The sequence below is a fragment of the Acidithiobacillus caldus ATCC 51756 genome, from assembly GCF_000175575.2.
In the GTDB taxonomy this organism is placed as follows: domain Bacteria; phylum Pseudomonadota; class Gammaproteobacteria; order Acidithiobacillales; family Acidithiobacillaceae; genus Acidithiobacillus_A; species Acidithiobacillus_A caldus.
Genome location: NZ_CP005986.1, coordinates 1,315,474 through 1,338,522 on the forward strand (window position 1 = coordinate 1,315,474; position 23,049 = coordinate 1,338,522).

Here is a 23,049-nt window from a genome sequence, read left to right on the forward strand (position 1 = left end):
AGACAGATTCAGATATCCAGAGGCGTCACCTCGATCTGTTGCAACAGGGCGCCCAGATCGTTGTAAGAAAAAATAGCCGTACCCGGTTGTGCTGCGGTACCGGAACCACAGGCGACGGCCAGGCGTAAGGCTTCCTCAGGCCGCTGCCGGCGGGCAAAGGCGGCAACGAGTCCAGCAACCATGGAATCCCCGGAGCCCACCGTCGAGCGCACGGCAATGGCCGGCGCGCGAGCATAAAAACTCCCCGCTGGTCCCACCAGAAGCGCCCCCTCGCTACCTAGGGAGACGCAGATATATTCCACGCCTTGGCGCTGCAGTCTGCGGCTTTCTTCGGCAACGTCTTCCAGACGCGTCAGCTCGCGGCCGCAGAGCAGACCGAGCTCGTAGCGATTGGGCTTGATGATGAACGGTTTTTCGACGATGGCCGTGTGCAGCAGGGTACCGTGAGCATCCACCACACCAAAGCCGCCCTGGGCGCGAATCTCCCGCAACAGCTCGGCATAGATGTGCTCGTCCACCCCCGGCGGCACGGAACCCGTCAGCACGCCGAAGCCCTCCTTGCACAAGCCCAGGAAACGCTCGCGCACGGCAGCCAGTGCCAGCGCCGATACCCGCGGGCCGATGCCAGTCACTTCGTATTGCACCGGCGGCTCGGCCTGAAGGATGGTAGCGTTGATGCGCGTCTCACCCTCCACCTCGACACAGTGGGGATCGTCCAGGTGATGCTGAAGGAGGCGCTGCAGCAGCGCCCCCACATTGCCTGCCACTATGCAGCAACTGTGGGCGCACACCATGAGTTCCTTCAGCGCCCGCGCCACATTGATGCCATTACCGCCGGGATCATAGCGGGTGGTACGCGCATGGGTTTTCTGATCGTCGACGAGCCGGTCCACCTCGTAGGCGATATCCACGGCAGGATTCAAGGTCAGCGTGGCAATGGCTTGACAGGGTCGATCTAGGGTGAGGGCGTCAGCCACGGGCCGGCTCCTGGGTGTGGTGTACCAGGGCCGCCAGGGCGGCGGATACCAATCGGGCACGGGCTGGGTCGGCGCGCGAGGTCAGTATGATGGGTACGCGTGCGCCATAGACGATGCCGCCCAGGGTAGCGCCACCCAGATATTCCAGATCCTTGGCCAGAATGTTACCGGAGACGAGATCCGGTACCAGCAGGATATCGACATCGCCGGATACTGGACTATGAATACCCTTGATACGAGCGGACTGTGCCGATATGGCATTGTCGAAGGCCAATGGTCCGTCCACCAGGACGCCGGCTATCTGGCCGCGATCGGCCATCTTGGCAAGACAGGCAGCGTCCACCGTCGACGGGATTGCCGGATTTACCACCTCCACCGCCGACAGTGCCGCCACCTTGGGCGTTTCCACCTCGAGCACACGGGCAATGGCTGCGGCATTGGCGATAATGGCAGCCTTGGTCATCAGATCCGGAGTGATGTTGATGGCGGCATCGGTGATGAGCAACAGCTTGTGGTAGGACTGCAATTCGCAGACAAAGACATGGGAAAGACGACCGTTACCGCGTAATTTGGCCAGAATGGGGTGGAGAAAGGCGTCACTGTGGATATGGCCTTTCATCAGCGCTACCGCGGCTCTCTGTAGCACGAGATCAACCCCTTTCTCTGCCGCCTGTTCGGCACTGTCGCTGTGGACGATCTGAAAACTCGGACATTGACCAGAGTCTGCGCCCAAGGCACGTAAAAGACCGCGGATGTGCTCACTGTCACCAATGAGGATTGGATCGATGATGTGGCGCGACTTGGCCTCGCAGGCACCGCGCAACACGAACTCCTCGCCAGCATCCACCACCGCTACCGGAATGGCACCCAGGGGCTCCACGCGCTGCAGTAGTTCGTCGAAATGGGCAAAAGCCATTTTTCTCTCCTCGCCAGACCGCAATGGTCACTGACAGTGTAGGCAAGGCCCCGAGCTCCTGCCAGAAAAACCATCGCCAGGGCGTTGGCAATCGACTTCCACAACCAGCCTCTTCCCGCTGGACGCGGCCGCGTTTGACAGCGTCCAGGCTGCGTGCTAGGTTCTTGCCACTTTCATTGGCAGGAGGTTCCCCCGAACTTGGACAGTAGCCCTGGTTCAACGGTCAGCATCTGACTGGGTGTCCTCTGGCAGTTCCTGCCTTGGTCGCCCGGTTCTCGGGTGGCCGTAGAAAATTTCCTGTTTTGTGGTTGGGCCGCGCCTGGCGCGGAATTGTGCCCGCTTCGGTTTTCGCCGAACTCGGGTATTGCGTCTTGAGTCGTCTGGAGAAAATGGCGGTGGATCCGGATCCTGAACCGGAACCCATGGCGGTCGCGGTGGCGGCCGGGGTTCCTGTGGTCAACATCTTGTAAGCGCTCCCTCGGCCCGCGACCGCGCATGCCGATGGGAGCATCGGGAGGCGTCATGCGCTGGTATGGCTGGGTAATGAGGCTGGCACTGTTCTGTGCCGTGTGGCCAAAGGTAGCATTGGCGGCCAACTTTTGGTCGGGGTTTTCGCCGCACGCCCACTTCGCGGGAGAGTTCGTCGGCAACTTTGCCGGTGGACTTGCGCGCGGCGGCACCGGCACGGCCTATTTCGATGGTGGCCTGGATTGGGACAGCACGGCCGCCGGCGCTTACCCAGGCGGCAAGTTCGTCCTCCGTTATCTCGCCGTCGATACCGGCGAGCCCGATCAGCTCTACGTAGGGGATGTGCAGGGGGTGAGCAACCTCACCACCGATTACAACATCAGCCGGCTCTATAAGCTCTATTATCGTCAGAGCCTAGGCCCGGTAACCGCCCGTCTGGGGCTGCTCAACGCCAACGACTATTTCGACACCGTCGGTACCGCTAGCTATCTGCTGTGTCCGTCCTACGGCATCTTCCCCGTCTGGAGCAGCAATCTGCCGGGCTCGAGCACCTACCCCTTTTCGAGCCTCGGCGCGATGGTAGCCCTTGGTGGTGACCATCACCTGCTGGAAGCCGGCGTCTTCGGTGCCGATGCCATGCACCCTTATCGCCAGCCCTTCACCCATGGTGCGCTCATGCTGCTGCAGTACACCCAGGCTGGCAAACTGGGGGCAGGCGACTACACCATCAAACTCGGTGCTTTTCGCAACCGCCAAAACGCCCAACTTGCTCCCCGACTCGGACCGCAGACCAGCGGCTTTTTCGGGGCGATGGAGTATCGCTTCGACGCGCTGGGCCTCAATTGGGGGGCTTTTCTGGTGGGCGGTGGCGCACCCAAGCCTGTCAATGCCGTGCCATGGTATGCAGGGGCGGGGCTGCGTGTGAAAAATTGGTTCCCGAACCATCCCGACGACGTGCTCTCGGCGGGCGCTTCCCGCGTCAGCCTGCGTGGTCTGCCCCATGCCGAAACCAACTACGAAGTGACGGGTATTTTCGCGCTCGGTCCGGGGGTGAAGCTGCAACCGGATCTGCAGGTCATCGTGCATCCGGGAGGTCAGCTGCCCACAGCCCTGGTGGGCATCCTGCGCGTCGATATCGATCTGGTCCAGTGGGCAAAAAGTCAAGGAGTAGCGCTATGAGCACCGTGCTCAAGGACACGCCAGAGGCCTTTCCACAGGGCCCGCAGCGCCTGACGACGGCAGGCTGGATCTGGCTGTATCAGCCCGATCCCGTCAGCATCCAGAGGCTTGCCGCCGAGTTGGATGTGGACGAGGACTTCCTCTTCGATGTCCTCGACCCGGACGAAAATCCGCGCCTGCAGCGGGAGGAAGATCACCTTCTGGGAATCCTGCCAGTACCGGTTCGTCGGGACGAGGACGGTGGCTGGCTGTTGCGGCCCATGGGCTTCATCCTGCAAGAAGAAACCCTGGTCACCATCAGCACCGTCCAATGGACCTTTCTCCAGGATCTCTTTTCGCGAGCGAGCACCGAGGCCGGGTCTGCCGGCGGACAACGGCGTAACCTCCTGCGTATCGTCCAGGCCATCACGGAAATCTACGAGCATGCTCTGGATGACCTGGTCCAACGGATGGCGCAGCTGGAAGATCTGCTGGACAGCACCCAAAGCAACGACGACCTGTTCCGGTTGCTGGAGGTGGGGAAGGCCGCCCTGCAGATGCACGCGGCCCTGGCCGGCAACGTCGCCGTGATCTTCAAGCTCTCGCGCCACCACCGATTGGCCTGGAAAGACGAAGAAAAGCGTCGCCTCAATCTGTTGGTAGCCGATCTGCAGGCAGTACATGAACGTGCCGAGGTGCTCTCCCGGACCATGAACAGCACCATGGACGCCTATGGTGGCATGGTGCAGAACAACATCAACCACGGCCTCAAGGTACTGACCACCCTGGCGCTGGTGCTCTACATCCCCGCCCTGATGGCTACCCTGTACGGCGTCAACCCGCCCATACCTTTGCAGGACAAGCCCTGGATCTTCTGGGTCGTCGTCCTGGGCAGCTTCGCCCTGTCTGGGCTGATGGCTGCGGTATTCCGTTATCGTCTCCGCTGGATCTGAACGCTGGGAGCACACGCCATGTCGGAAACCCTCAAACTCGTCGCCAACCGTAGCAACACCGAGGAGGGCTGCGCCAATTGGCAGCATCGCAACCTAGCCGATGACCAGAGCCTTGCCGCCACAGCAGAGGAATTCCGTCTCAGTGAAGCCTTCCTGCGCCAGTGTCTGGATCCCGACGAGATTCCGCACATCGATCGCGAGGGCGAACACATCCTCCTCCTGCTCCAGGCGCCTTGGATCTACGAGGAGACCACCGCCGCCCTGTTCGTGGATACGGTGCCCCTGGGAATTCTTCTGCATCCGGCAGAAATCGTCACCATCAGCGCCAAGCCCCTGGCCCTCTGGGATCGACTACACCGGGAACTGTGTGATGACGCGGCACCCAAACTGCAGAGAGAGGCCTTTCTCGCGCGTTTCTTCACGGTGCTCGCCCGAGAATTCCTGCATGCCATCGATCGTCTGGAGGCGCAACTGGAAACGGCCAAGGAGCAGCTGCGTCGCTCCCAGAGCAATGCGGAATTCTTCCGCCTGCTGTCTTTGCAGAAGAGCCTCATTTATCTGACGGCAGCGCTGCGCGGCAACCTGGCCACGGGAGAGCGCCTGCTGCATTCCCCGCGCTGGCAAGGCAGTGCCGAGGAGCAGGATCAGCTGCGCGATGCCCTGGAGGATCTGCGTCAGGCACGGGATACCGCCGAGCTCATGGCCAGCACCACCACGAATGCCATGGATGCCTTTGCCGGCACCCTGCAAAACAACATCACCGTCGCCATTCGCGTGGTGACGGCCTGGACGGTGGTCATTACCGTCCCCATAGCCGTGATTTCCATCATGGCCATGAACACGCCCTTGCCCCTGCACGACTGGCCCTATGCCTGGCCTGTGCTCATGGGCGGTTCCTTTGTGGCTTCGGGTCTGCTCTATATCGCCCTACGCCGCAGTCACTGGCTGTGAGCGCAGCTGTTCTGGAGGAGTGACGATGCAGGAAAGAAAACACGACGGCCTGGATGCCGGAGCGGAAATCCCCCTCAGCCCCGATCCCACCGGAAAGGAACGGCGCTGGCTCAGCATATCCCAACCGGAACCGGCAGAACTCGGCCGGCTTGGGCAGCAATTGGGGGTAGACCCGGGCTTTCTGGGTGATACCCTGGATCGGCACGAGCGCCCTAGCCTGCACCGGGAGGGAGAGACCACCATCCTTCTGCTGCGCGTGCCACGAATTTCCTCAGCGCCGCCGGACCCCTCTTGGGAAACGGTACCGCTGGGCATCCTCCTGCAGAAGTGGCAACTCGTGACCATCGAGACCCGACACTTTGGCTTTCTGGAGCAATTACGCGTACGACTCGGCAAGCGCGCCCGTCGCATCCGTCTGCGCGAAGCCATGGCGGAACTCCTGCAGGCCATCGCCCAGGAATACTTGCGCTCACTGCACCAGGTAAAAAAGGGGATGGACACGGTGGAGCACGATCTGCGTGCATCCCAGAACAACGACGACTTCTACCGCATGGTCTCGTTGCAGAATGCCCTGACCCACTTTGCCGCCTCCCTACGCGGTAACATTGGTGTGTTGCAGCGGCTCTTGCAGATGCCGGTCTTCCGGGACGACCAGGAAGATCTTGAGGATGTCGCCGATGCCCTCGTGGACCTGCAACAAGCCCGAGAAATGGCCGAGCTCTACGCCGCCACGCTGACAGATCTTCTGGATGCCTACGTGGGCGTGCTGCAGAACAATATCGCCAACCGCGTCAAGAAACTCACGGCCTGGACGGTGGTTTTGGCCGTATCCCTCATGTCCACGAGTCTTTATGGCATGAATGTGCCTCTGCCCTGGCAGCATTGGCCATATATCACGCCGACCTTGGTGGGTGGGGGCTTCCTCATCGCCGCGGCAATCTACGTCTATTTTCGTCGTCACGACTGGATCTGAGGAGGATGGTCATGAGCGCCTGGTTCTTTCACGACGACCAAGGTTGGCAGGACGTGGACGCCTATGCGGGCCCCGGGGTTTATCTGCTGGATCCCGCCGACAGCCAAATGGCCGCGGTGCTGGACGCCGCCCTAGGTGCCGAGCTGCCGCAACTGGCACTGCCCGTCCAGCCTGGGCGCCGGCCGCCGCGTCTGGTCTTGGCTGCCCACGGCGTGTTGGCTCTGCGCCTGCACGTGGTCTTTCCCCGGCGTGAGCCGGAACTACGGCGCAGCGAGGAGGAGCAGCTGCAGACGCGTCTCGTCTGGGGTCGCGATCATCTGATTCTGGTAGCCCCGCAACAGCACTGGCGGCGCATCGTCCGCGACAGCCTGGAGCTGGACCCCCATGCACCCCAGGACAAGATCCTGCAGAGGATATTGCTGACGGCCATCTACAGTCACGACAGCGCAACCCAACGCATCATCGCGGAGCTACGCGAACTGCGAAACGCCTTACGCAGTTCCCTGAACAACCGGGAGATGCGGCGGATCGTGGTCCTCAATCGTCGTCTGGGAGAACTCGTGGTTTCCATTCGCGACCTGGGCCTGACGCTGCGCAGTCTACGCGCAGAATTGGGCGACGCCGACCCCTTGCGCGACCGTATCGACGAGATTTACGACGAGCAACGGCGCATCGAGGAGATTCTGACCCTGATCTGGGATCGCTACCTTGGAGTAACCAACGCGTACGCCGGTATCATCCAGAACAACGCCCACACCATCATGAAGGTCATGACCGCGTACCTTGCCTTCCTGATGGTGCCCATAGCGCTGATCATGCCCTTCCACATGAACACCGTACTGCCCATGGAGCACTTCCACTATGCCTGGTATGTGCTCCTGCTCTACAGCTTCGGGACCTCGGGCTGGTTCTTTTTCCAGTGGGGACGCAAGCGCGGCTTTTTTCATCTGTGAGGAGTGCGACATGCTTGAGATCGTTCGCAATGCTTTTCTGACGGGTAACGACCGGGCGCGCGACTGGATGAAAATCGCTGCACCCTCGCCCACGGAGTTGAGCCAGGCGGCCACGACCATCCGGGCGGAGGAAAGCTTCCTGCGTCGTCGCCTCCAGGGCGGACCGGTGCGCCCCGTGGTGGAAGACTCGGGCTTTCTGACTTTTCAGATGCTGGTACCGGCCCATGCGGCTCGGGCGGAGGGTGTGGATTTTCACCTGGTTCCCCTCAACATCTTTCTGGTGCCCCACTATTTCGTGACCTTGAGTGCAGAACCCCTCGCTTTCCTCGATACCATCATCCGCCCCGAGGCGCCCATCCGCCGTTGGGAACTCATCCTGCGTATCGCCAAGGAAATCGCGCTACGTTACGTGCATATGGCCAGGGACGTAGCCCGGGAAACCGAAAGTGTCGAGGCAGAGCTCAAGGTGGCACAGCGCCACCACGTCATCTACCGGGCGCTGGCCATCAACGACCGCCTGCTGCAGCTGGACATGGGCCTGCTGCAGCTGGAATACGTCATCGACGAAATGCGCGAGCGCATGCCCAAGGACTCGCCAAGCTTCATGGAGGAGTTTACCGATGCCCGCATCGAGATCCGGCAGGCGCGGGAGCAGGTGGATCTGGAACAACAGACCCTCAACGAAATCATGGATGCCTACACCTACATCATCCACAACAACGTCAACCATATTTTCAAATTCATGGCGGCGTTGATCATCCTCGCCTCCATACCCATCATCGTCTGCGATTCGGCTTCCATGAACGTGCCCTTGGGCAGCTTTCGGACCTCGTCCTGGGGCTTTCCCCTGGATGTCGGTTTCCTGCTGCTGGTAGAGGCCATCACCGCCTGGCTCTTCTACCGCAAGGGCTGGCTTACCCTCGGCTGAGCGCGCCTGGCCGTGGTAGCCTCACAGGCCCGGGATACTGCTGATTCCGCCATAAACGCCCAGGCCCGCGGTGAGGATGCTGACCGCGACTACCAGCCAGAGATACCAGCCACGCAGACGGTGCTCCGGCGGCAGGGCGTAGATGGCCAAGGCGACCAGGAATCCCAGCACCAAAGGCAGCAGCAGCGCATTCATCACCTCCACGGCGATATCCAGGGCGACGAGATTGGGAACCAAGGCGACGGCCAGAGCACCGGCCAGGACGATGAAGGTGTAGGTTCCGTAAAACCAGGGTGCCTCGCGGGGATGATACTCCAGGGAATGGCGAAAACCCGTCACCTCGCCCCAGCCCCAGGCACCGGCCAGCGAGGCGACGATGGCCGCTACCATTCCAGCGCCGACAATGCCCACGGAAAAGACCAGGTAACCCCAGGCACTGCCCAGGAAGGGCACGATGGCCTCCGACAGCTGTTGCACCGTATTCAGGGGAGCGTTGGGATTACGCAGGGCAATGGTGGCCGCGACGGCCACCAGCACCGCGGCCATGACGGCCTGGGTGATGACGGCACCAAAGGCAGTATCCCAACGGGCCTCGCGGTATTGCTCCGGGCGCAGGCCTTTGTCGGCAACGGCCGACTGCTGGTAAAAGACCATCCAGGGCATGATCACGGCGCCGATATTGGCGGCAACCAACATCATGTAATGGCTGTCGGCTACCGGGATCTGCAGGATGTCCCGCCCCATCTCGTGGATGTCGGGATGACTGACGATGGCAATGGCAAAGAACACCAGCTCGAACAGGCCAAGGATCAGAGCGATGCGCTCCACCCGACGGTAGGAACCCGTCCACACGATCAAGAGCAGGGCTGCCGCCGCCGTGGCGATGCCGACAGCGCGCGGCAAACCGTAGAGTTCGCTCACACCCGCCATGCCCGAAAATTCCGTGAGCAAGGCGCCGGTGGTGGCGATGGTCAGACCACTCACCGAAAGATAGGCCCAGCCGCTGCCAAAACGCTCCCGGATCAGCTCGCCGTGACCCTTGCCGGTAAAAATGCCCAGGCGAACCGTCAGTTCCTGAACGATGAAGAGAATCGGCATGAGGATGAACTGCAGCAACAAGAGCCGGTAACCCCACTGCGCGCCACTTTGTGCGGCGGTGATGATACTGCCCACGTCGGTGTCGGCGAGCATGACCACGAGACCCGGACCCAGCACGGCCAGAAAGGTTCTCCAGTGCCGGTGGGGAAGGGACCTGTGGGAATTTTTGGCGGCAAGAACCATGGCGTAGGGCCCGACGTTTTAAATGAGAATGCGAATGATTACCGAACATCTTCTCGGTGTCAAGCCGTCACCGCTGCAATTCTGGCCGTCAGCGACCGCATCGCCACCATCCCCAGGGGTGCGGACAGGCCGGCGAGTTTCTTCCCGTAGTTGGAGAAAATCGGGCCACGCCAGGGAAAGGCAAGCAGCCGCCCTATCCACCCCCAGGATTCTGGTTCCAGAAAATCTGTTGGACACCGGGAATCTGTTCCAGGGCCTGGATTGCCCTGTCCAGTTCATCTTCTTCAATGTGACTGGGCAACAGGGTTGCCCGCATTTCCGTTTCCACCGTGCCGAAGGGACGCATGCTGAATTCGCGCACGGGATAGCCGGCGGCGTCGAGGATATCCGAGGCCTGCTCCTGAATATCGCCTTCGAGACCGCGGCGAACGATGAGAAAGACGGTGGCTGTAGTCTCGGTGCTGTCGCCCGTGGGTAGCCGATTGATCTGGTTGGCTACGGGACGCAAAAGGGTATTGGCGGCCAGGACAAAGGCCGCGGCGATGATGGCCGGCGCCCATTGCCCGGAGCCCGCACAGGCACCCACCGCTGCAGATCCCCAAATGGTGGCGGCGGTATTCAGACCGCGAACGTTGACCCCTTCCTTCATGATGGTGCCGGCGCCCAGGAAGCCGATACCCGAGATGACATAGGCGACGATGCGTGCGAGTTCTGGGTCGCCGCCGATACGCCAGCCCAGATTCACGAAAATGGCGGCGCCCACGGCCACCAACGTGTTGGTGCGCAGACCGGCCGTACGCTGACGCCACTGACGTTCCACACCGATGAGCGCACCGAGAACGAAGGCCAAGGCGAGATCGGCCGTAGTGGCCAGGAGTTCCTGCTGCGCTGCCATCAACATGCTAGACCTCGGGTGTTTTCCCGCCATTATGGCACGGTAAGGATCGAAGGGAAGTGACTGCCATCACAGCTCAGCCCACAAGACGACACTTGTCGCCAGCGGGATGAGATTCAACAGCGCACCGTGTCGGTTGAGCCAAGTCGAGCGCCAGCACAATCCGAGCGTCGTCACAAAACCGACGAAGACCACGATCGGCTTAACGGTGGTCAGTGAATGGACCAGTAGCACCGATGCCATCGCCCAAGCACCCAAGGGCAACGCGGCGATGGGCACTCAGTGATCGGGCAGAATGGCGTGGGGTAGGGCGACCAGAAAGGCCGCAGCGAGGAGCATCCAAAGTGCAGACATCAACCGCCTAGGACCCGGTGTCGAGGGCATGGACGCGCTTCGGCGCGGGTGAAAGCTTAGGCGAAAGAGCGGCCGCGGAGCGCACCATGCCTTGCACGCCCGAGGCTACTCCAGTATAGTTCTGCGCTCACCGAAAGGTGCACGCTCCCATCGTCTAGTGGTCCAGGACACCGGCCTCTCACGTCGGTAACAGGGGTTCGAACCCCCTTGGGAGCGCCATCTGCCCCCCCCTTTTATCTCCGGCCTCGATCTTGTAACTCACGATTGCAAAGAATTTTTTGGGTCCAGGGGTATCCGGTCGACGATTCCGCGCCAACAGGTTCTTCACGGCAACGTCGTCGCTCCCCTCAACAGACGCAATGAGGTTGTTCAGGGCCCGCTGCACATCCGCCACGCTCATGTGCCGAAAAGTCCTCACCATGGATTCCTCGGCTTCGACAGACTCTGAGGTAGCCAGAGTCTTGTAGACACTCTCGATTGGATACCATGGATCGAGGAGGATGTGATGACTAGGAAAGTACCGCCGTACCCAAAGGAGTTGGAGTCTGGGACATAAGCTGTCCCGCGCCAACGGCATACTGGCGGGCTCAGTGGCCAATGCCCGATGTGCTGCTGCGGAGCGTGGGGCCCCAAAGAGCCTTTTCCAGCCGAGGTCGATATCCTGTCGGCCCGTCGCCTTCCACGATTCGCCGCCGAGGGCGATGGTGGCCGATTCAGCAGCGCCCCGATCGTGGCTAGTTGGTCCTTGGCATCCCGTTTGGGAAACTTCTTCCACTCCGTCGGCCGGATGGGCAGGTCCTGCATGCGCCAGATCTTCTTCTCCCTGACGGTCTTCGGTACGTCGCCGGGCAAATGGCGTCTGGCTCCGCCTGCTCCAGAATGTGTCCAAAGGCGTTGGTGATCTCATAACGGCTGGCCTGCAGTCCCAGCCCTTTCCGGATGGCGCGGGCCATGCTGGGCTTTTTGGCAATGATGACGGTGGTCAAGGGTGTGCTCCTCGCTTCTCTGCTTGCGCAGGTATAGCGAGGGGCGCCGGCAATAGTTTGGATTGACAACTGTGGTTGACATGCACCGTGAGTGTCAACTATAGTTGACACATGAAGGAAATCATCAAATCCGATATTTTCGATCGCTGGCTTATCGCACTTCGTGACCGACGAGCCCGAGCAAGGATCGAGGTGCGAATTCGGCGATTGAGCCTTGGTAATCCCGGAGATGTAAAACCAGTAGGGGAAGGCGTATTGGAAATACGGATTGATTACGATCCAGGTTACCACGTCTATTTTATGAGTCGTGGCCCATTGGTCATAGTACTGCTTTGTGCTGGCGACAAAAGCAGTCAGGACCGGGATATTGCCTTGGCCAAGAACATTGCAGCACAGTGGAAGGAGTGACGACGATGGACATCCAATTCAGTCGCTATGACACGGTAGACTACCTTCAGACCGAGGAAGACATGGTGGCTTATCTCGATGCGGTGATGGAAGACGGCGACCCTGCATTGATTGCCGCAGCGCTGGGGGACATAGCCCGCGCCCGCAATCTCAGCCGCCTCGCCCGAGAAGTCGGAATGAGCCGCCAGGGGCTGGACAAGGCCCTTTCGGGCAAAGGCAACCCCAGCTTGGCTACGGTCCTCAAGGTCGCCAAGGCGCTCGGGCTAAGACTGGCCTTTCAAACAGCCAGACAAGGTTAATTTTCCCGAAGGCCCCAGATAGAGAGCAGTGAGCGAACGATTGCGCCAATGCTGGCATCGTCAACGCTGGCGCTAGATGTCGCACAATACCATTTCGCCGAGTACTACTTCAAAATGGTGTTCGGCCTACTAAGGAGTCTCTGATTTAGCCATCTGATAGAATGGGCTGACCGAGTAGCGAGGAGATGCCATCCATGACCGGACAGATGACCTTTGCCGAGGAGCCCAGCCTGTCGCGACGCCGCAAGCAGACCAAGCGAGAACGCTTTCTGGCCGAGATGGATGCCGTGGTTCCCTGGGCCAGGCTTGTGGCCTTGATCGAGCCGCACTATCCCAAGGGTGGCAGTGGCCGCAAGCCCATGCCCTTGGAGCGGATGCTGCGTATCCACTTTCTCCAGCAATGGTTCGGCTACTCCGATCCGGGGATGGAAGAGGCCCTGTACGAGGTTCCCCTGCTCCGTCAATTCGTCGGTATCGACCTGGGCCGGGACTTCGTTCCTGACGAGACCACGATCCTGAAGTTCCGCCGCTTACTGGAGCGCCATGCGCTTGCTCAGGCCATCTTTGCCGAGGTGCAGGCGGTGTTGCGGGAGAAAGGGCTCTTTCTGCAGGAGGGCAAGACCGTGGATGCCACCTTGATTCACGCCCCGAGCTCCACCAAGAACCGAGACCGCCAGCGGGATCCGGAGATGAGCTCCACCAAGAAAGGGAATCAGTGGTATTTCGGGATGAAGGCGCATGTGGCAACGGATCTCCAAGGTATCGTACAGGCGGTGGACTTCACCGCGGCCAAGGTACCGGATCATCAGCGGCTGGAGGGGCTCCTTACCGGAGAGGAGTCGGTGGTCCTCGCTGACCGGGGCTATGACTATCCCCAGGTGCATGACACGCTGGTGGCCCGAGGCATACGGAACGCGGTAGCGCGGCGACGCTATCCTGGGCAGAAAACCGGCTTGGCGGCCCTCAAGCGCTACAACCGCGCCATTGCCCGGATCCGTGCCCGGGGAGAACACGCCTTCCGGGTGCTGAAGTGCCAATTCGGTTATCAGCGAACCAGATATCGGGGTCTGGCCAAGAACGGTGCTCAACTGACCACGCTCTTTGCCTTGGCCAATCTGTACATGCTGAGGAGATATCTCCTGGCCGCGTAGGGAGTGGTGTGCCCAATATCCAATAATTCTCCAGAAAATGGGGGAATTTGACGGATAAGTGACCTGATAGCAACGTGCTTAGGTCAATACTGGGGACAAGGCGCACCTTTTTAGGCTAGGTCAGAGCTTCCCTAAACCCCCGCCTCGCTCCGATGATCGGCCGAAGGGTACCAACCCACAGGATCTGGCGCCAAGACATAAGAGGTTCCCTAGTCCCCGGATTTTTATAAGATTTGCTCATTTTCTCAAGCTTTTTCCCGCTAGCCGAAAAAGAGCACCCCAAAAATCCCCGATATCAACCAATTTTTTATCATCACCGACTTTGCGTATGGCTGCAAAGACGGCATTGGAATCAAGATTCTGGCTCCAATCGGAATGGAACTGTTTTTCCAATTTCAGAGTGTCCCATCCTTTCAATAACACACCCATTTCCCGATTGTCTTCCAGACTGGTCTGGGTAAAATTCTCCGACCCAATGAAGGCCAGATGGTTGCCAACGATCATCTTGGCGTGCATGTAGATGGGTTTCTTGGGCATCAGCCGCACCTGGCAGCCATGCTGCTCCAAGAAAGCCACATCGCGGCGATCCTCGGTACTGATGGTGGCCGGCAAAATCATCCGCAGATCCTTCCCTTTTGTTGCCAAGGCATCGAGGATGGTCTTATAGGGCCCCAATTCTTCGGACTCCACATCAACCGTCCCCGGCTGATCGATGACCTGTAAAAGCTGCGATGCCGAAGTGCCAGGCGAAAGGACCAGAACCCGATGCGTCCAGGCGGGCGCATGCTGGCGGTTCCAATCCGCGTCGAACACCGCTTGCACCGCGCGAACGATCGTCGGATTGGTCGTGTCATACAGATACTCCCGATTCCGGTGGAAAGCCGACCAGTCCATGTTGGCCGTGCCAATCTCGGCCTCGTGGCCATTCACACAATACTTGGCATGGTAGAACCGATAGGCGCCGTCGCCGCTCACGAACCGAGTGGGGACGTAGCGAAAATACGCCCCCGTCGCTTCGATGGCGCGAACTTCCTTTTGCACCTGCCAGGGCTTCATCCCGTAGGGCTTCGGCTCCACCATGATGCGGACGTCCACGCCTCGGTGCTCGGCATCCCGCACCGCGGCCAAGATTCGGCGATCGTCGAGGTAGTACACCCCGATATCGAGTTGATGACGGGCGGAGTCGATGACGTTCAAAATCGGCGCTGGGCCGGCGTTCGGTTCGATATACAAAGGCACGCGCAACCTCTAGGGATCCGGGAAACCTTTTCAGATTTTAGGGGAAGAGCACGGAAAATGCCCTCCTGCCCATAGCACCGATGGTTTCGTCTGTTGCTGGATAGAGGTATAGCCAAAGGGCAGGGCGGAAAGCGCACAAACCAGCGCAGCCCCAGTTTGGCTCAAGAAGATGTGCCCTTGCGACGCTGGTTGTGGCGAATGACTGTGGACTGAACGGCGAGGAAAGGGGAGAGCGACGCGAACCCCTCGGGCGCGCCAACTCAAGAGCCATCGGTAAACTCTCAGAGTTCGTTGCTCAAGAAGACCCTCCGGCGCCCGGCGGCTTTTGCTGCGTACAGTGCCTTATCGGCGTCGATGATGCAGTCCTCCAGTTCCATGCCCGAACGCCACTGCGTGATTCCAGCGCTGAAGGACACCGTAAAGCTCCCGTCTCGGACCATCGTGGGTTGTCTATCCAGCTCGTCCTGCACGCGCTCCAGGACACTGCGGGCCTTTTCTGCGGTGGAGTTGGGTAACAGGGCGACGAGCTCCTCGCCGCCGTAGCGGGCAAAACTGTCCGTCGCGCGCAAGGCGCGGCGAAAGGTTTCGCAAAAGTTGATCAGCACACGATCGCCCAGATCGTGTCCATAACGATCATTGATCCGTTTGAAGCGATCCAGATCCACGAGGGCAAGGACGAGGCTCTGGTTATGCCGCTCTGCACGGGCCTTTTCCCGCCGGAAGACCTCTGCCAGACCGCGACGGTTGAGCGCGCCGGTGAGTGGATCGACGTGCACCAGAGCGCTGACCGTCGCGAGTTCTTCCTCCAGTTCGTGGATCTTGTTCTGGGCCCGTCGCAATTGCTCGCGCGCATCCTTGAGAACAGCCAGGGAGCCGGCCGTCTTTTCGCGCAGGCGCTGACTGGTCTCGAGGACGCCGGTGACGATTCGGCGAATCTGCTGCCAGTCCTCTGCTACTTCCAGGTTTTGCGAATAGACCGCCAGCGCATTCTGTGCCTCGGCACTATCCTGACTGAAGTTCTCCAGGCTCTCGAAGATCAGCGTCATCAGATCGTGCAGGGCACGACGGGCTGCACCAATGCTGGATTGCCGCTGCTCCTGCTGCAAAACCAGAGTCTTCAGACTACCAACCCCAGTTTGCACACGCTGCAGGCGCAAAGGCGGATGCAGGCTACTCTCGAGAATTTCCATCTGTCCCAAAAGCCAACGATCATCCTCGACCAGGCTCTTGATATTGCGCAGAAAAATATGGACGAGTTCAGACAGGGCGGCACTGAGGCGCGCGCCATCGGTCTCCAGTTGGTCGAGGCGTTGCCACAGTTGGCGGCTGCCCTGGAGCAGCTGCTGGAGATCGGGGGCATCTGCATTCAGTTCGGCTTCGAGTTGTCGAAGGATGGGGGCGGCCTCCCCATCCTCGCGCAGGCTCGCGGCGAGCCCCTGAAAAATGCTGCGGCGCCAGAGTTCCCGCCAGGCTTCCTGGGATCCTCGCGCAATCGGATCCTCTTCCACGCCGGCAGTGGCTGGCGGCACCCGGCGCGTGGGCTGCTTTTCCCAATTTTTCACCAAAGCCGTGAGCTTGTGGTACAGGGTGGTGTTGCTACTGTACTTCAAAACCTGCTCTCGGCTCATGATCTTTTGCAGGTGTGTGAGATTTTCCTGGTCGCGCTCCCACTCCCGGAACCAACGACTCAGGAGCGTTGCCCAGTGGTATTCCGTTTCATCGCAGGCATTCGCGGCAGACGTGTCGGCGGCTGTGGCCGAGGTTTCGGATACGGCTTCCGGACCAAGCTTTTCCGTGCAAACCTCGTGGTAAACGCGGGCATAATTCTCCGGAGTTGGTGCCGCCTTGCGATTGGCCAGATGGCGCAGGGTCTCGCGAGCGATCTCGGTGGCGTTTACGGTCGACATGGTGAATCCCGCTGTGGCTTTTTCTATCGGCTTAGAGTAAGCCAGGATCAGCCCATGGAATAGCTGACTACGGCGCGGTTTCTGCCCGTTTCTTTAGCCTGATACAAGGCCTGATCGGCAGTCTTGAGGATAGCCTGCGGATCGCCACCTTTCTGCAGCGGAGCAAGGCCCACCGATACCGTGATGCTGAGGCCAGATCCATCGTCCTCACGCAAACGCTCGATGGCACGGCACAGTCTGTCTGCCATGCCCACGGCACACTGTGGATGCAGTTTCGGAAGGAGGGCGATGAATTCGTCGCCGCCGAAACGATAAAGGCCGTCATAGCGGCGCAGCGACTCGCGTAAACGCTGGGCGACCCGAGTGAGCAACCGATCTCCGAGGAGATGGCCGTGTCGATCGTTCAAAAACTTGAAACCATCGACATCGATCATGGCGACAAAGCAATCCTGGCCACGATCCACCAGCGCCTGCTCGCGCAGCAGATCGCGCTCGAATTGCCGACGGTTGGGAAGGCCCGTCAGTGCATCACGCTCGGCAAGGTACTGGCTGTGCGCAATGACCTGGTCGCTGACCGTCTTTCCAAAGGCGGAAACCTGGCGCAGCGTGCCCTTCGCATCGGGTAGACGACAAAAACTTGACGGATCAGCACCAGCCAACTGGTGCAGGAGATGATGGCACTCGTGTTGCAGCTCGTGCCAGAGCGTTTTGTGTTCTGGCGGTAGTCGCGTTTCTGGATCGTGCAGGGCGGCAAGAAGTCGCCGCTCGCTTTGCCGTGTCGCGGTCAAAGGCGGATCGTCTGCAAGCCACGTCTGCCAGAAATCCTGCCAGGCCCCGTGAAGTTCAAGCAGATCCTCAAAAAACCGCGAACTGTCGTCCGCCAAGCCCATAGACGGCAACTCAGACGACAATAGTTTGGTTCGGACCATGTTCCAACCTCCTATGGTTGGTACATATATAGCAAAAGGCGTGCCCGGCCGGATTCCGAGATGCAGCGAGCCACCCTTCAGAAAAACGGATCGTGTGTCGTAGAACCAGCTGTTGCTGGCCAACAGGATACGTCCATGACCACTCTGTCGCCAAACCGTCCCTGTTCCGCGGGTGTCTCGCCGAGGGCGGGCACGCTGCATTACCTCGCGCTGGACTCCATCGCACGGGTGGTCGAGCGACTTGCGGGCAGCACTGACCTACGTGAGCGTCAACTCCTGCTGCAACGTTTGACGCGCTTGGAGGCGCTCATCTATTGGCAGCTTTTTCACCTGGGAAAGAGCTCACGGCAGGATCTGGCCATCCAGGGCGATCGCCTGCTGCGGCTGCTCCTCCTGCGGCTGGCCCACCTGCGGATTTTTGGTGATTACGGTGTGCTCGGAGAATGTCGAGACATCCTCTCGGCGCTACAGCGTTTTTTGCAGGCATGGACAATGGTTATACCCGATCTTGCGGATTACACCGTCGACTTCGAGCGCCTGTGGTCGGGTCAATGAACCGAGCATACCTCAAGGGGCAGCTGTATCCATCGCGAAACGCTTCGCAGGCCTACACGGTTATGGGAAGATACCGCGCTTTTCAACAAATGGGGCATTGAACAAGGTAAAAAGCCATGGCGGTAAACAAAACATCGGGTAAGGGTAAATGGATTCTCATCGCAATCATCGTGATCCTTGTGCTGCTCCTCGCCAGTGCGGCGGGCTGGTGGTTCCTGCTACGTCCCTCGGCGGCACCCACGCCAGCGCAAATTGCGAAGGAGCGCGAGGCCAAGGTCAAGTTCATCGATCTTGGCTCTTTGGTAACCAATCTGCAAAGCAGCGATGGCAGCACCCACTATATCCAGGTCGAGGTGCAGCTGAAGACCTACGATCCTTCCATAGACGCCAAGGTCAAGGCCCTGATGCCGGAAATTCGCAATAGCATCCTCCTTCTACTGGCCGCGCAGCATGCCGACCAGGTCGGGCAACCCCAGGTGCGCACGGATCTGCTGAACGAAATCAAAAAACGGGTGAACGGCATCCTCGACAGCGACGGCGGCACCTTGCCAGCGGCGCAGACCAGCGCCAAGCAGCCCATCGCGGCTGTCTACTTCAGCAGTTTCGTGATCCAGTAAGGCGCAGCCATGTTTCTGATTCTTGGTTATCTCATCGGCCTCGGCGCCATATTTGGGGGCTTCGTTCTGGAGGGTGGTAGTATCTCCGCATTGATCCAGCCTTATGAGCTGCTGATGATTGCCGGCGGCGCTTTTGGGGCGTTCTTTGCGGCCACCTTCCCGCGCAGCTTCAAAGCGGTTCTGCGAACCCTACCCATGGCCTTGAAGGGTTCCAAATACACCAAGGTAGCCTACCTTGAATTGCTGAGCCTGCTCAACGAACTTTTCTGCGCATTCGCCAGGGTGGCTTGATGTCCATTGAAGGAGATATCGACGATCCCGCTGCCAGTGAACTCTTCAAAAAGTATCCGGTGCTGCTTGCCGACCACAGTGTCCTGGAGTTTCTGACGGACTACCTGCGCCTCATGATCGGCGGCAATCTGGGTGTTTTCGAGATGGAAAATCTCATGGATCTCGATATCGATACCCACCACCGGGAACTGGAAGTACCCGTTCATGCGCTGACGCGGGCAGCCGATGGCATGCCGGCCTTTGGTATCGTGGCGGCCGTGATGGGTGTGGTGCACGTGATGGCTTCCGTAGACAAGCCGCCGGCCGTATTGGGAGAACTCATCGCTGCTGCCTTGGTAGGAACCTTCCTCGGCATTTTACTCGGTTACGCTGTCGTATCGCCCATAGCCTCACGCATTGAAGATCGGGTGGCGGAAGGCACAAAAATGCTGGAGTGCATCAAGGTTGCGCTGTTGGCCACCATGAACGCCTATCCTCCGCAAGTGGCCGTGGAATTCGGGCGTAAGGTACTATTTTCCACGGAGCGGCCAAGTTTCCAGGAACTGGATACCCATTTACGGGAAATGAAGGGTAAGTAAATGGCGGCAAATGAAAAATCCCAGCCCATAGTCATCAAACGCATAAAAAAAACCGCGGGCGGCCACGGGGGTGCGTGGAAGATAGCCTACGCCGATTTCGTCACTGCCCTGATGGCATTTTTTCTGCTCATGTGGCTCCTGGGTTCGACCACCAAGGCTACACTGCAAGGTATTGCGCAGTGGTTCAAGAATCCGGAACAGGTATCGCTCATGGGAGGACCTGGCAGTGGTTCCTCAAACTCGGTGCTCAATGGCGGCGGCAGCAACATCAACAAGACGGTGGGTGAGGTACAACGAGGCCAGAAAAAACAGAGCATGCCTACCAACGAGGCGCCCGCCGATCGGTCGCAGACGGTCGATCAGCGCAACCTCCGGGAGTTGAAGAACAAGTTGATGGCGCAGATCAAAAGCAACCCGGAGCTTGCTGCCTTTCGCCATCAATTACTCATCAGCATCACTCCGGAGGGTCTTCGAATCCAGGTGGTAGACAGCAGTAAACGGCCGATGTTTGCCAACGGTAGCACGGTGCTGGAGCCCTATGCCCGCACCATTTTTTCTGCCATTGCGCCGACGCTGGACGAATTGCCCAATCGTATTAGCATCACGGGACATACGGATGCACTGCGTTACCTGAACGAAGGCAGGGGCTACAGCAATTTCAATCTGTCTGCTGGACGCGCCAATTCGGTTCGGCAGATCCTGGTACAGAGCGGTTTGGCCGAGAACAAGGTATTGCGGGTGGTGGGGATGGGCTCGGCGGTTCTCTTCGTACCCAAGGATCCGGACTCACCATTGAATCGCCGGGTATCCATCGTCGTGCTGAGCCGTGCGGCCGAACAGCGTATCATCCGCGATCAACAGGTTGAAGATTCCGTCGAGAATGCGTCTTCTGCCCAGTCGTTGATCCACGGCGCCCCCAAATAGGCGGACGACCAACATCGAAAGTACGGATGGCCGTATCTGACCGCTAGTGCAAGCGGGGGAGAATTGGTTTATCTTTCTCTCGACATGCGCTCCGATTCCGATGAAGATTCCAGCGAGGCGACAGAGGTCCAGCTAGCGCAGCTCTGCGCCGTTGGCCTCGCGCTGATTCGCTACCCAGAGGTGGTGATCGAAACCGCCAACCCGATTTTTTTATCCCTTCTGGGCGAGCGCAACCTCGAGGCGGTGCGAGGACAGAGTCTGCGCCGGTGGTTCCCGGAGATCCCTCGCTCCGCACTGTTGCAGACGGAAACTTCGGAACGTCCGGGAACACGGCGGTCTTTTTGCCTGAGGCGCCTGCGTTCGGATGGCAGCTGGCAGATCGTCGATGTGGCGGTCTGCCCAGTACACGAATCCCCAAGCGTGCCCAAGGCAGTCTGGACGATGGCGGAGCGGATAAGCGATCCCGCGGGAGGGCAGCCCTGGTGTCCGCAGGAACACCGCGATCCCCTTACCGGACTCTACAATCGCCGAGCCCTCGATGCGCGTCTGGATGCCGATGTGGCAGAGGATCGCGATGTGCTTCTCTGCATCCTGGATCTGGACGATTTTGCCGCGGTCAATCAACGGTACGGTCATGAAACCGCAGACGCGATGCTCCGGGAGGTGGCGCATCGTCTGGAAACCGTCGTACCGTCCCACGCGCTACTTGCCAGATTGGGGGGCGACGAGTTTGCGGTACTGCTGGACCGGGACATGGAATCGCAGGCAGTGGAAGCGCTGTTGTGGAACATAGAGTCCGCGGTGGGTGAAGCGATAGTGCTCGAGGGTGCCGCCTGGTCGTTCAGTATCAGCGCCGGGGTCTGTCACCATCGATCGGGGAGTGGGCGAGGGGCAGAGAGCATTGTCCGCCGCACGGACCAGGCCCTCTATCTCAGCAAAGCCCACAAACAGGATCGCAGCCGCTTCTGGACGGTCTTTGGCGATGGCACGCCGGTTCGCCCCAATCTCTGTCAGATTCTCCTCGGTCAGGGTGCGAGCTATGGTCAAGATTGGTGTATGAGCATTTGCTAACACGATTCAGGCGGCGTCCTGTTGAGGATCCAGCCGGGTTTCGTTGGCAGGCATCCCATCGACAAATGTCACCCCGGCAAAGAGCTCGCGCAGTCTTTCCGGATGCTGAATCCCGCGCCAGTGTCTCTCTGCCTGCTGGATGAGCTTGTAGCTCAGGCCAAGGAAAGTGGCTCGAGAGACACAGTTTTTAGTGCGGCTGCTGCGTTGCCGTACGGTGGCGAAGGTCGATTCGATGGCGTTGCTGCTGCGGATATGCCGCCAGTGCTCTGCCGGGAAGTCGAAGAAGGTCAGCAGCACGTCCCGGTCCTTCTCGAGCTTTGCGACCGCTCTGGGATATTTGGCCTGGTAGTCCCGCACGAAGGCTTGCCAGGCTTTCTCCGCAGCTTCACGGGTGTCGGCCATCCAGATCGCCTGCAGGGCGGCCTTGGCTTTCCCCTGAAGGCGCTTCGGTAGCTCGTTGAGGATGTTGGCCGTCTTGTGCACCCAACAGCGCTGATGACGGGTTTGTGGGTAAATCTCGTCCAGGGCGGCCCAGAAACCCATCGCCCCATCTCCTATGGCCAGTAGTGGCGCCTCCTGCAGCCCGCGGTCGCGCAAGTCCCGCAGGATCTCTAGCCAGGAGGCTTTGGACTCCCGTAAACCGTCGGTGACCGCCACGACCTCCTTCTTGCCCTCGGCCGTCACGCCAATAATGACCAAGAGACACATCCGGGGATCGTCCTCCGCCCGCAGCTGGGTATAGACCCCGTCGGCCCACCAATAGGCGTAGCGTTTTCCCTGTAGAGACCGGCGCTGCCATTGGGCATGCTCTTGCGCCCATTCGACTTTCAAGCGTCCCAGCACGGCCGGAGAAAGCCCCTTGGCCTCCTCGCCCAGGAGAACAGACAGCGCCTCGTGCATCCGTCCCGACGATACCCCGTGCAGGTACAACCAGGGGAGCGCTGCGGCCACGGTCCGCGACTTGCGCACGTAGGGCGGTACCAGGGAAGAACGGAAGACCACGCCCGAACCGGAGCGGTCTCGCACCTTGGGGACCTGTACAGGCACGGGGCCGACCGCTGTCAGGATCTCCCGCTCCGGCAGATATCCATTCCGCACGACGGCCCGGCGACCATCGACCATGCGTACCGCGGCATACTCCTCCAGCAGCACCTGCACCTCGCCCTCGATGGCCTGTTGGATCAGCTGGCGCGCGGACCGCCGCAATAAGCCCTCGATGTTCAGGCCCAACTCTCCCATTCCTCCGTCGAAACCAGTACTCTCTTGCATGGCGCACTCCTCATTCGT

At 59.9% G+C, this 23,049-nt stretch carries 25 protein-coding genes and 1 tRNA gene; 17 read left to right on the forward strand and 9 right to left on the reverse strand.

Translation table 11 applies throughout. The annotated features are described in order from the left end of the window. Positions 1-8: 8 nt before the first annotated feature. Both ACAty_RS06440 and ACAty_RS06445 read right to left on the reverse strand, forming a co-directional pair. Positions 9-977 carry a 1-phosphofructokinase family hexose kinase gene (locus ACAty_RS06440; protein WP_004872046.1) on the reverse strand — a complete coding sequence of 323 codons (969 nt, stop codon included), beginning with the start codon at positions 975-977 and terminating at the stop codon, positions 9-11. Next, positions 970-1,893, reverse strand: coding sequence for a bifunctional enoyl-CoA hydratase/phosphate acetyltransferase (locus tag ACAty_RS06445; protein WP_004872047.1), 924 nt, complete (start codon positions 1,891-1,893; stop codon positions 970-972). The genes ACAty_RS06440 and ACAty_RS06445 overlap by 8 nt, the downstream gene beginning before the upstream one ends. 332 nt (positions 1,894-2,225) lie before the next feature. Here ACAty_RS06445 and ACAty_RS15800 point away from each other — a divergent pair, with 332 nt between their 5' ends. From ACAty_RS15800 to ACAty_RS06475, 7 genes are read left to right on the forward strand one after another with little or no spacing between them, the layout of a single operon-like run. Next, positions 2,226-2,363 (forward strand): hypothetical protein, encoded by a 138-nt coding sequence (locus tag ACAty_RS15800; protein ID WP_004872048.1) that lies wholly within the window; start codon positions 2,226-2,228, stop codon positions 2,361-2,363. A 52-nt stretch (positions 2,364-2,415) separates the two neighbouring features. Beyond that, positions 2,416-3,540, forward strand: a complete 1,125-nt coding sequence (locus tag ACAty_RS06450; RefSeq protein WP_004872050.1) for a carbohydrate porin — start codon at positions 2,416-2,418, stop codon at positions 3,538-3,540. Then, positions 3,537-4,472 carry a magnesium transporter CorA family protein gene (locus ACAty_RS06455; RefSeq protein ID WP_004872052.1) on the forward strand — a complete coding sequence of 312 codons (936 nt, stop codon included), beginning with the start codon at positions 3,537-3,539 and terminating at the stop codon, positions 4,470-4,472. The genes ACAty_RS06450 and ACAty_RS06455 overlap by 4 nt, the downstream gene beginning before the upstream one ends. An 18-nt stretch (positions 4,473-4,490) precedes the next feature. Then, on the forward strand, positions 4,491-5,423 hold the full coding sequence (locus ACAty_RS06460; protein WP_004872054.1) for a magnesium transporter CorA family protein: 933 nt from the start codon (positions 4,491-4,493) through the stop codon (positions 5,421-5,423). A 25-nt stretch (positions 5,424-5,448) separates the two neighbouring features. Then, positions 5,449-6,396, forward strand: a complete 948-nt coding sequence (locus ACAty_RS06465; protein ID WP_004872056.1) for a magnesium transporter CorA family protein — start codon at positions 5,449-5,451, stop codon at positions 6,394-6,396. Positions 6,397-6,407: 11 nt separating this feature from the next. Beyond that, complete coding sequence (locus tag ACAty_RS06470) at positions 6,408-7,349, forward strand: CorA family divalent cation transporter (protein ID WP_004872058.1); 942 nt, start codon at positions 6,408-6,410, stop codon at positions 7,347-7,349. A gap of 10 nt (positions 7,350-7,359) precedes the next feature. Next, positions 7,360-8,277: a CorA family divalent cation transporter gene (locus tag ACAty_RS06475; protein WP_004872060.1), complete on the forward strand. Its 918-nt coding sequence runs from the start codon at positions 7,360-7,362 to the stop codon at positions 8,275-8,277. A gap of 21 nt (positions 8,278-8,298) precedes the next feature. On the opposite strand, the gene ACAty_RS06480 is transcribed toward ACAty_RS06475, so the two are convergent. From ACAty_RS06480 to ACAty_RS15230, 3 genes are all read right to left on the reverse strand, one after another. Continuing rightward, complete coding sequence (locus tag ACAty_RS06480) at positions 8,299-9,492, reverse strand: NRAMP family divalent metal transporter (protein WP_004872061.1); 1,194 nt, start codon at positions 9,490-9,492, stop codon at positions 8,299-8,301. Positions 9,493-9,751: 259 nt separating this feature from the next. Next, positions 9,752-10,459 (reverse strand): MgtC/SapB family protein, encoded by a 708-nt coding sequence (locus tag ACAty_RS06485; RefSeq protein ID WP_004872063.1) that lies wholly within the window; start codon positions 10,457-10,459, stop codon positions 9,752-9,754. Positions 10,460-10,522: 63 nt separating this feature from the next. Next, on the reverse strand, positions 10,523-10,732 hold the full coding sequence (locus tag ACAty_RS15230; protein WP_103415044.1) for a hypothetical protein: 210 nt from the start codon (positions 10,730-10,732) through the stop codon (positions 10,523-10,525). Between the two features lie 218 nt (positions 10,733-10,950). Here ACAty_RS15230 and ACAty_RS06490 point away from each other — a divergent pair. The 4 genes from ACAty_RS06490 (at position 10,951) to ACAty_RS06505 (ending at position 13,651) form a co-directional block, all read left to right on the forward strand. Next, a tRNA-Glu gene (locus ACAty_RS06490) sits at positions 10,951-11,026 on the forward strand. Positions 11,027-11,904: 878 nt separating this feature from the next. Then, the gene (locus ACAty_RS06495; protein ID WP_014002921.1) at positions 11,905-12,201 is read left to right on the forward strand and encodes a type II toxin-antitoxin system RelE/ParE family toxin; all 297 of its coding nucleotides are present in this window, start codon (positions 11,905-11,907) and stop codon (positions 12,199-12,201) included. 5 nt (positions 12,202-12,206) lie between these two features. Further along, positions 12,207-12,500, forward strand: a complete 294-nt coding sequence (locus ACAty_RS06500; protein ID WP_004872065.1) for an addiction module antidote protein — start codon at positions 12,207-12,209, stop codon at positions 12,498-12,500. Between the two features lie 206 nt (positions 12,501-12,706). Beyond that, a complete protein-coding gene (locus ACAty_RS06505; protein ID WP_169737325.1) occupies positions 12,707-13,651 on the forward strand; it encodes an IS5 family transposase in 945 nt (314 codons plus the stop codon). A gap of 237 nt (positions 13,652-13,888) precedes the next feature. Here the strand turns inward: ACAty_RS06505 and ACAty_RS06510 are convergent, their stop codons facing one another. The 3 genes from ACAty_RS06510 to ACAty_RS14845 form a co-directional block, all read right to left on the reverse strand. Beyond that, positions 13,889-14,890, reverse strand: a complete 1,002-nt coding sequence (locus ACAty_RS06510) for a phospholipase D-like domain-containing protein (protein ID WP_051620848.1) — start codon at positions 14,888-14,890, stop codon at positions 13,889-13,891. Positions 14,891-15,171: 281 nt separating this feature from the next. Next, complete coding sequence (locus tag ACAty_RS06515; RefSeq protein WP_004872068.1) at positions 15,172-16,797, reverse strand: GGDEF domain-containing protein; 1,626 nt, start codon at positions 16,795-16,797, stop codon at positions 15,172-15,174. Between the two features lie 47 nt (positions 16,798-16,844). After that, positions 16,845-17,726: a GGDEF domain-containing protein gene (locus tag ACAty_RS14845; RefSeq protein ID WP_070122140.1), complete on the reverse strand. Its 882-nt coding sequence runs from the start codon at positions 17,724-17,726 to the stop codon at positions 16,845-16,847. Positions 17,727-17,861: 135 nt separating this feature from the next. On the opposite strand from ACAty_RS14845, the gene ACAty_RS06525 reads away from it, so the two are divergent. From ACAty_RS06525 to ACAty_RS06545, 6 genes are all read left to right on the forward strand, one after another. Beyond that, positions 17,862-18,281 carry a hypothetical protein gene (locus tag ACAty_RS06525; protein ID WP_038471791.1) on the forward strand — a complete coding sequence of 140 codons (420 nt, stop codon included), beginning with the start codon at positions 17,862-17,864 and terminating at the stop codon, positions 18,279-18,281. 116 nt (positions 18,282-18,397) lie between these two features. After that, a complete protein-coding gene (locus ACAty_RS06530; RefSeq protein ID WP_004872071.1) occupies positions 18,398-18,898 on the forward strand; it encodes a flagellar basal body-associated FliL family protein in 501 nt (166 codons plus the stop codon). Positions 18,899-18,907: 9 nt separating this feature from the next. Further along, complete coding sequence (locus ACAty_RS16400) at positions 18,908-19,189, forward strand: motility-associated protein (RefSeq protein ID WP_004872073.1); 282 nt, start codon at positions 18,908-18,910, stop codon at positions 19,187-19,189. After that, positions 19,189-19,767, forward strand: a complete 579-nt coding sequence (locus tag ACAty_RS06535) for a MotA/TolQ/ExbB proton channel family protein (RefSeq protein ID WP_004872076.1) — start codon at positions 19,189-19,191, stop codon at positions 19,765-19,767. Before ACAty_RS16400 ends, ACAty_RS06535 begins: the two co-directional genes overlap by 1 nt. Further along, on the forward strand, positions 19,768-20,691 hold the full coding sequence (motB, locus tag ACAty_RS06540) for a flagellar motor protein MotB (protein WP_004872078.1): 924 nt from the start codon (positions 19,768-19,770) through the stop codon (positions 20,689-20,691). A gap of 63 nt (positions 20,692-20,754) precedes the next feature. After that, positions 20,755-21,762 carry a sensor domain-containing diguanylate cyclase gene (locus ACAty_RS06545; RefSeq protein ID WP_153801807.1) on the forward strand — a complete coding sequence of 336 codons (1,008 nt, stop codon included), beginning with the start codon at positions 20,755-20,757 and terminating at the stop codon, positions 21,760-21,762. A gap of 6 nt (positions 21,763-21,768) precedes the next feature. Here the strand turns inward: ACAty_RS06545 and ACAty_RS06550 are convergent, their stop codons facing one another. Then, positions 21,769-23,031 carry an IS256 family transposase gene (locus ACAty_RS06550; RefSeq protein WP_004868469.1) on the reverse strand — a complete coding sequence of 421 codons (1,263 nt, stop codon included), beginning with the start codon at positions 23,029-23,031 and terminating at the stop codon, positions 21,769-21,771. Positions 23,032-23,049: the final 18 nt, after the last annotated feature.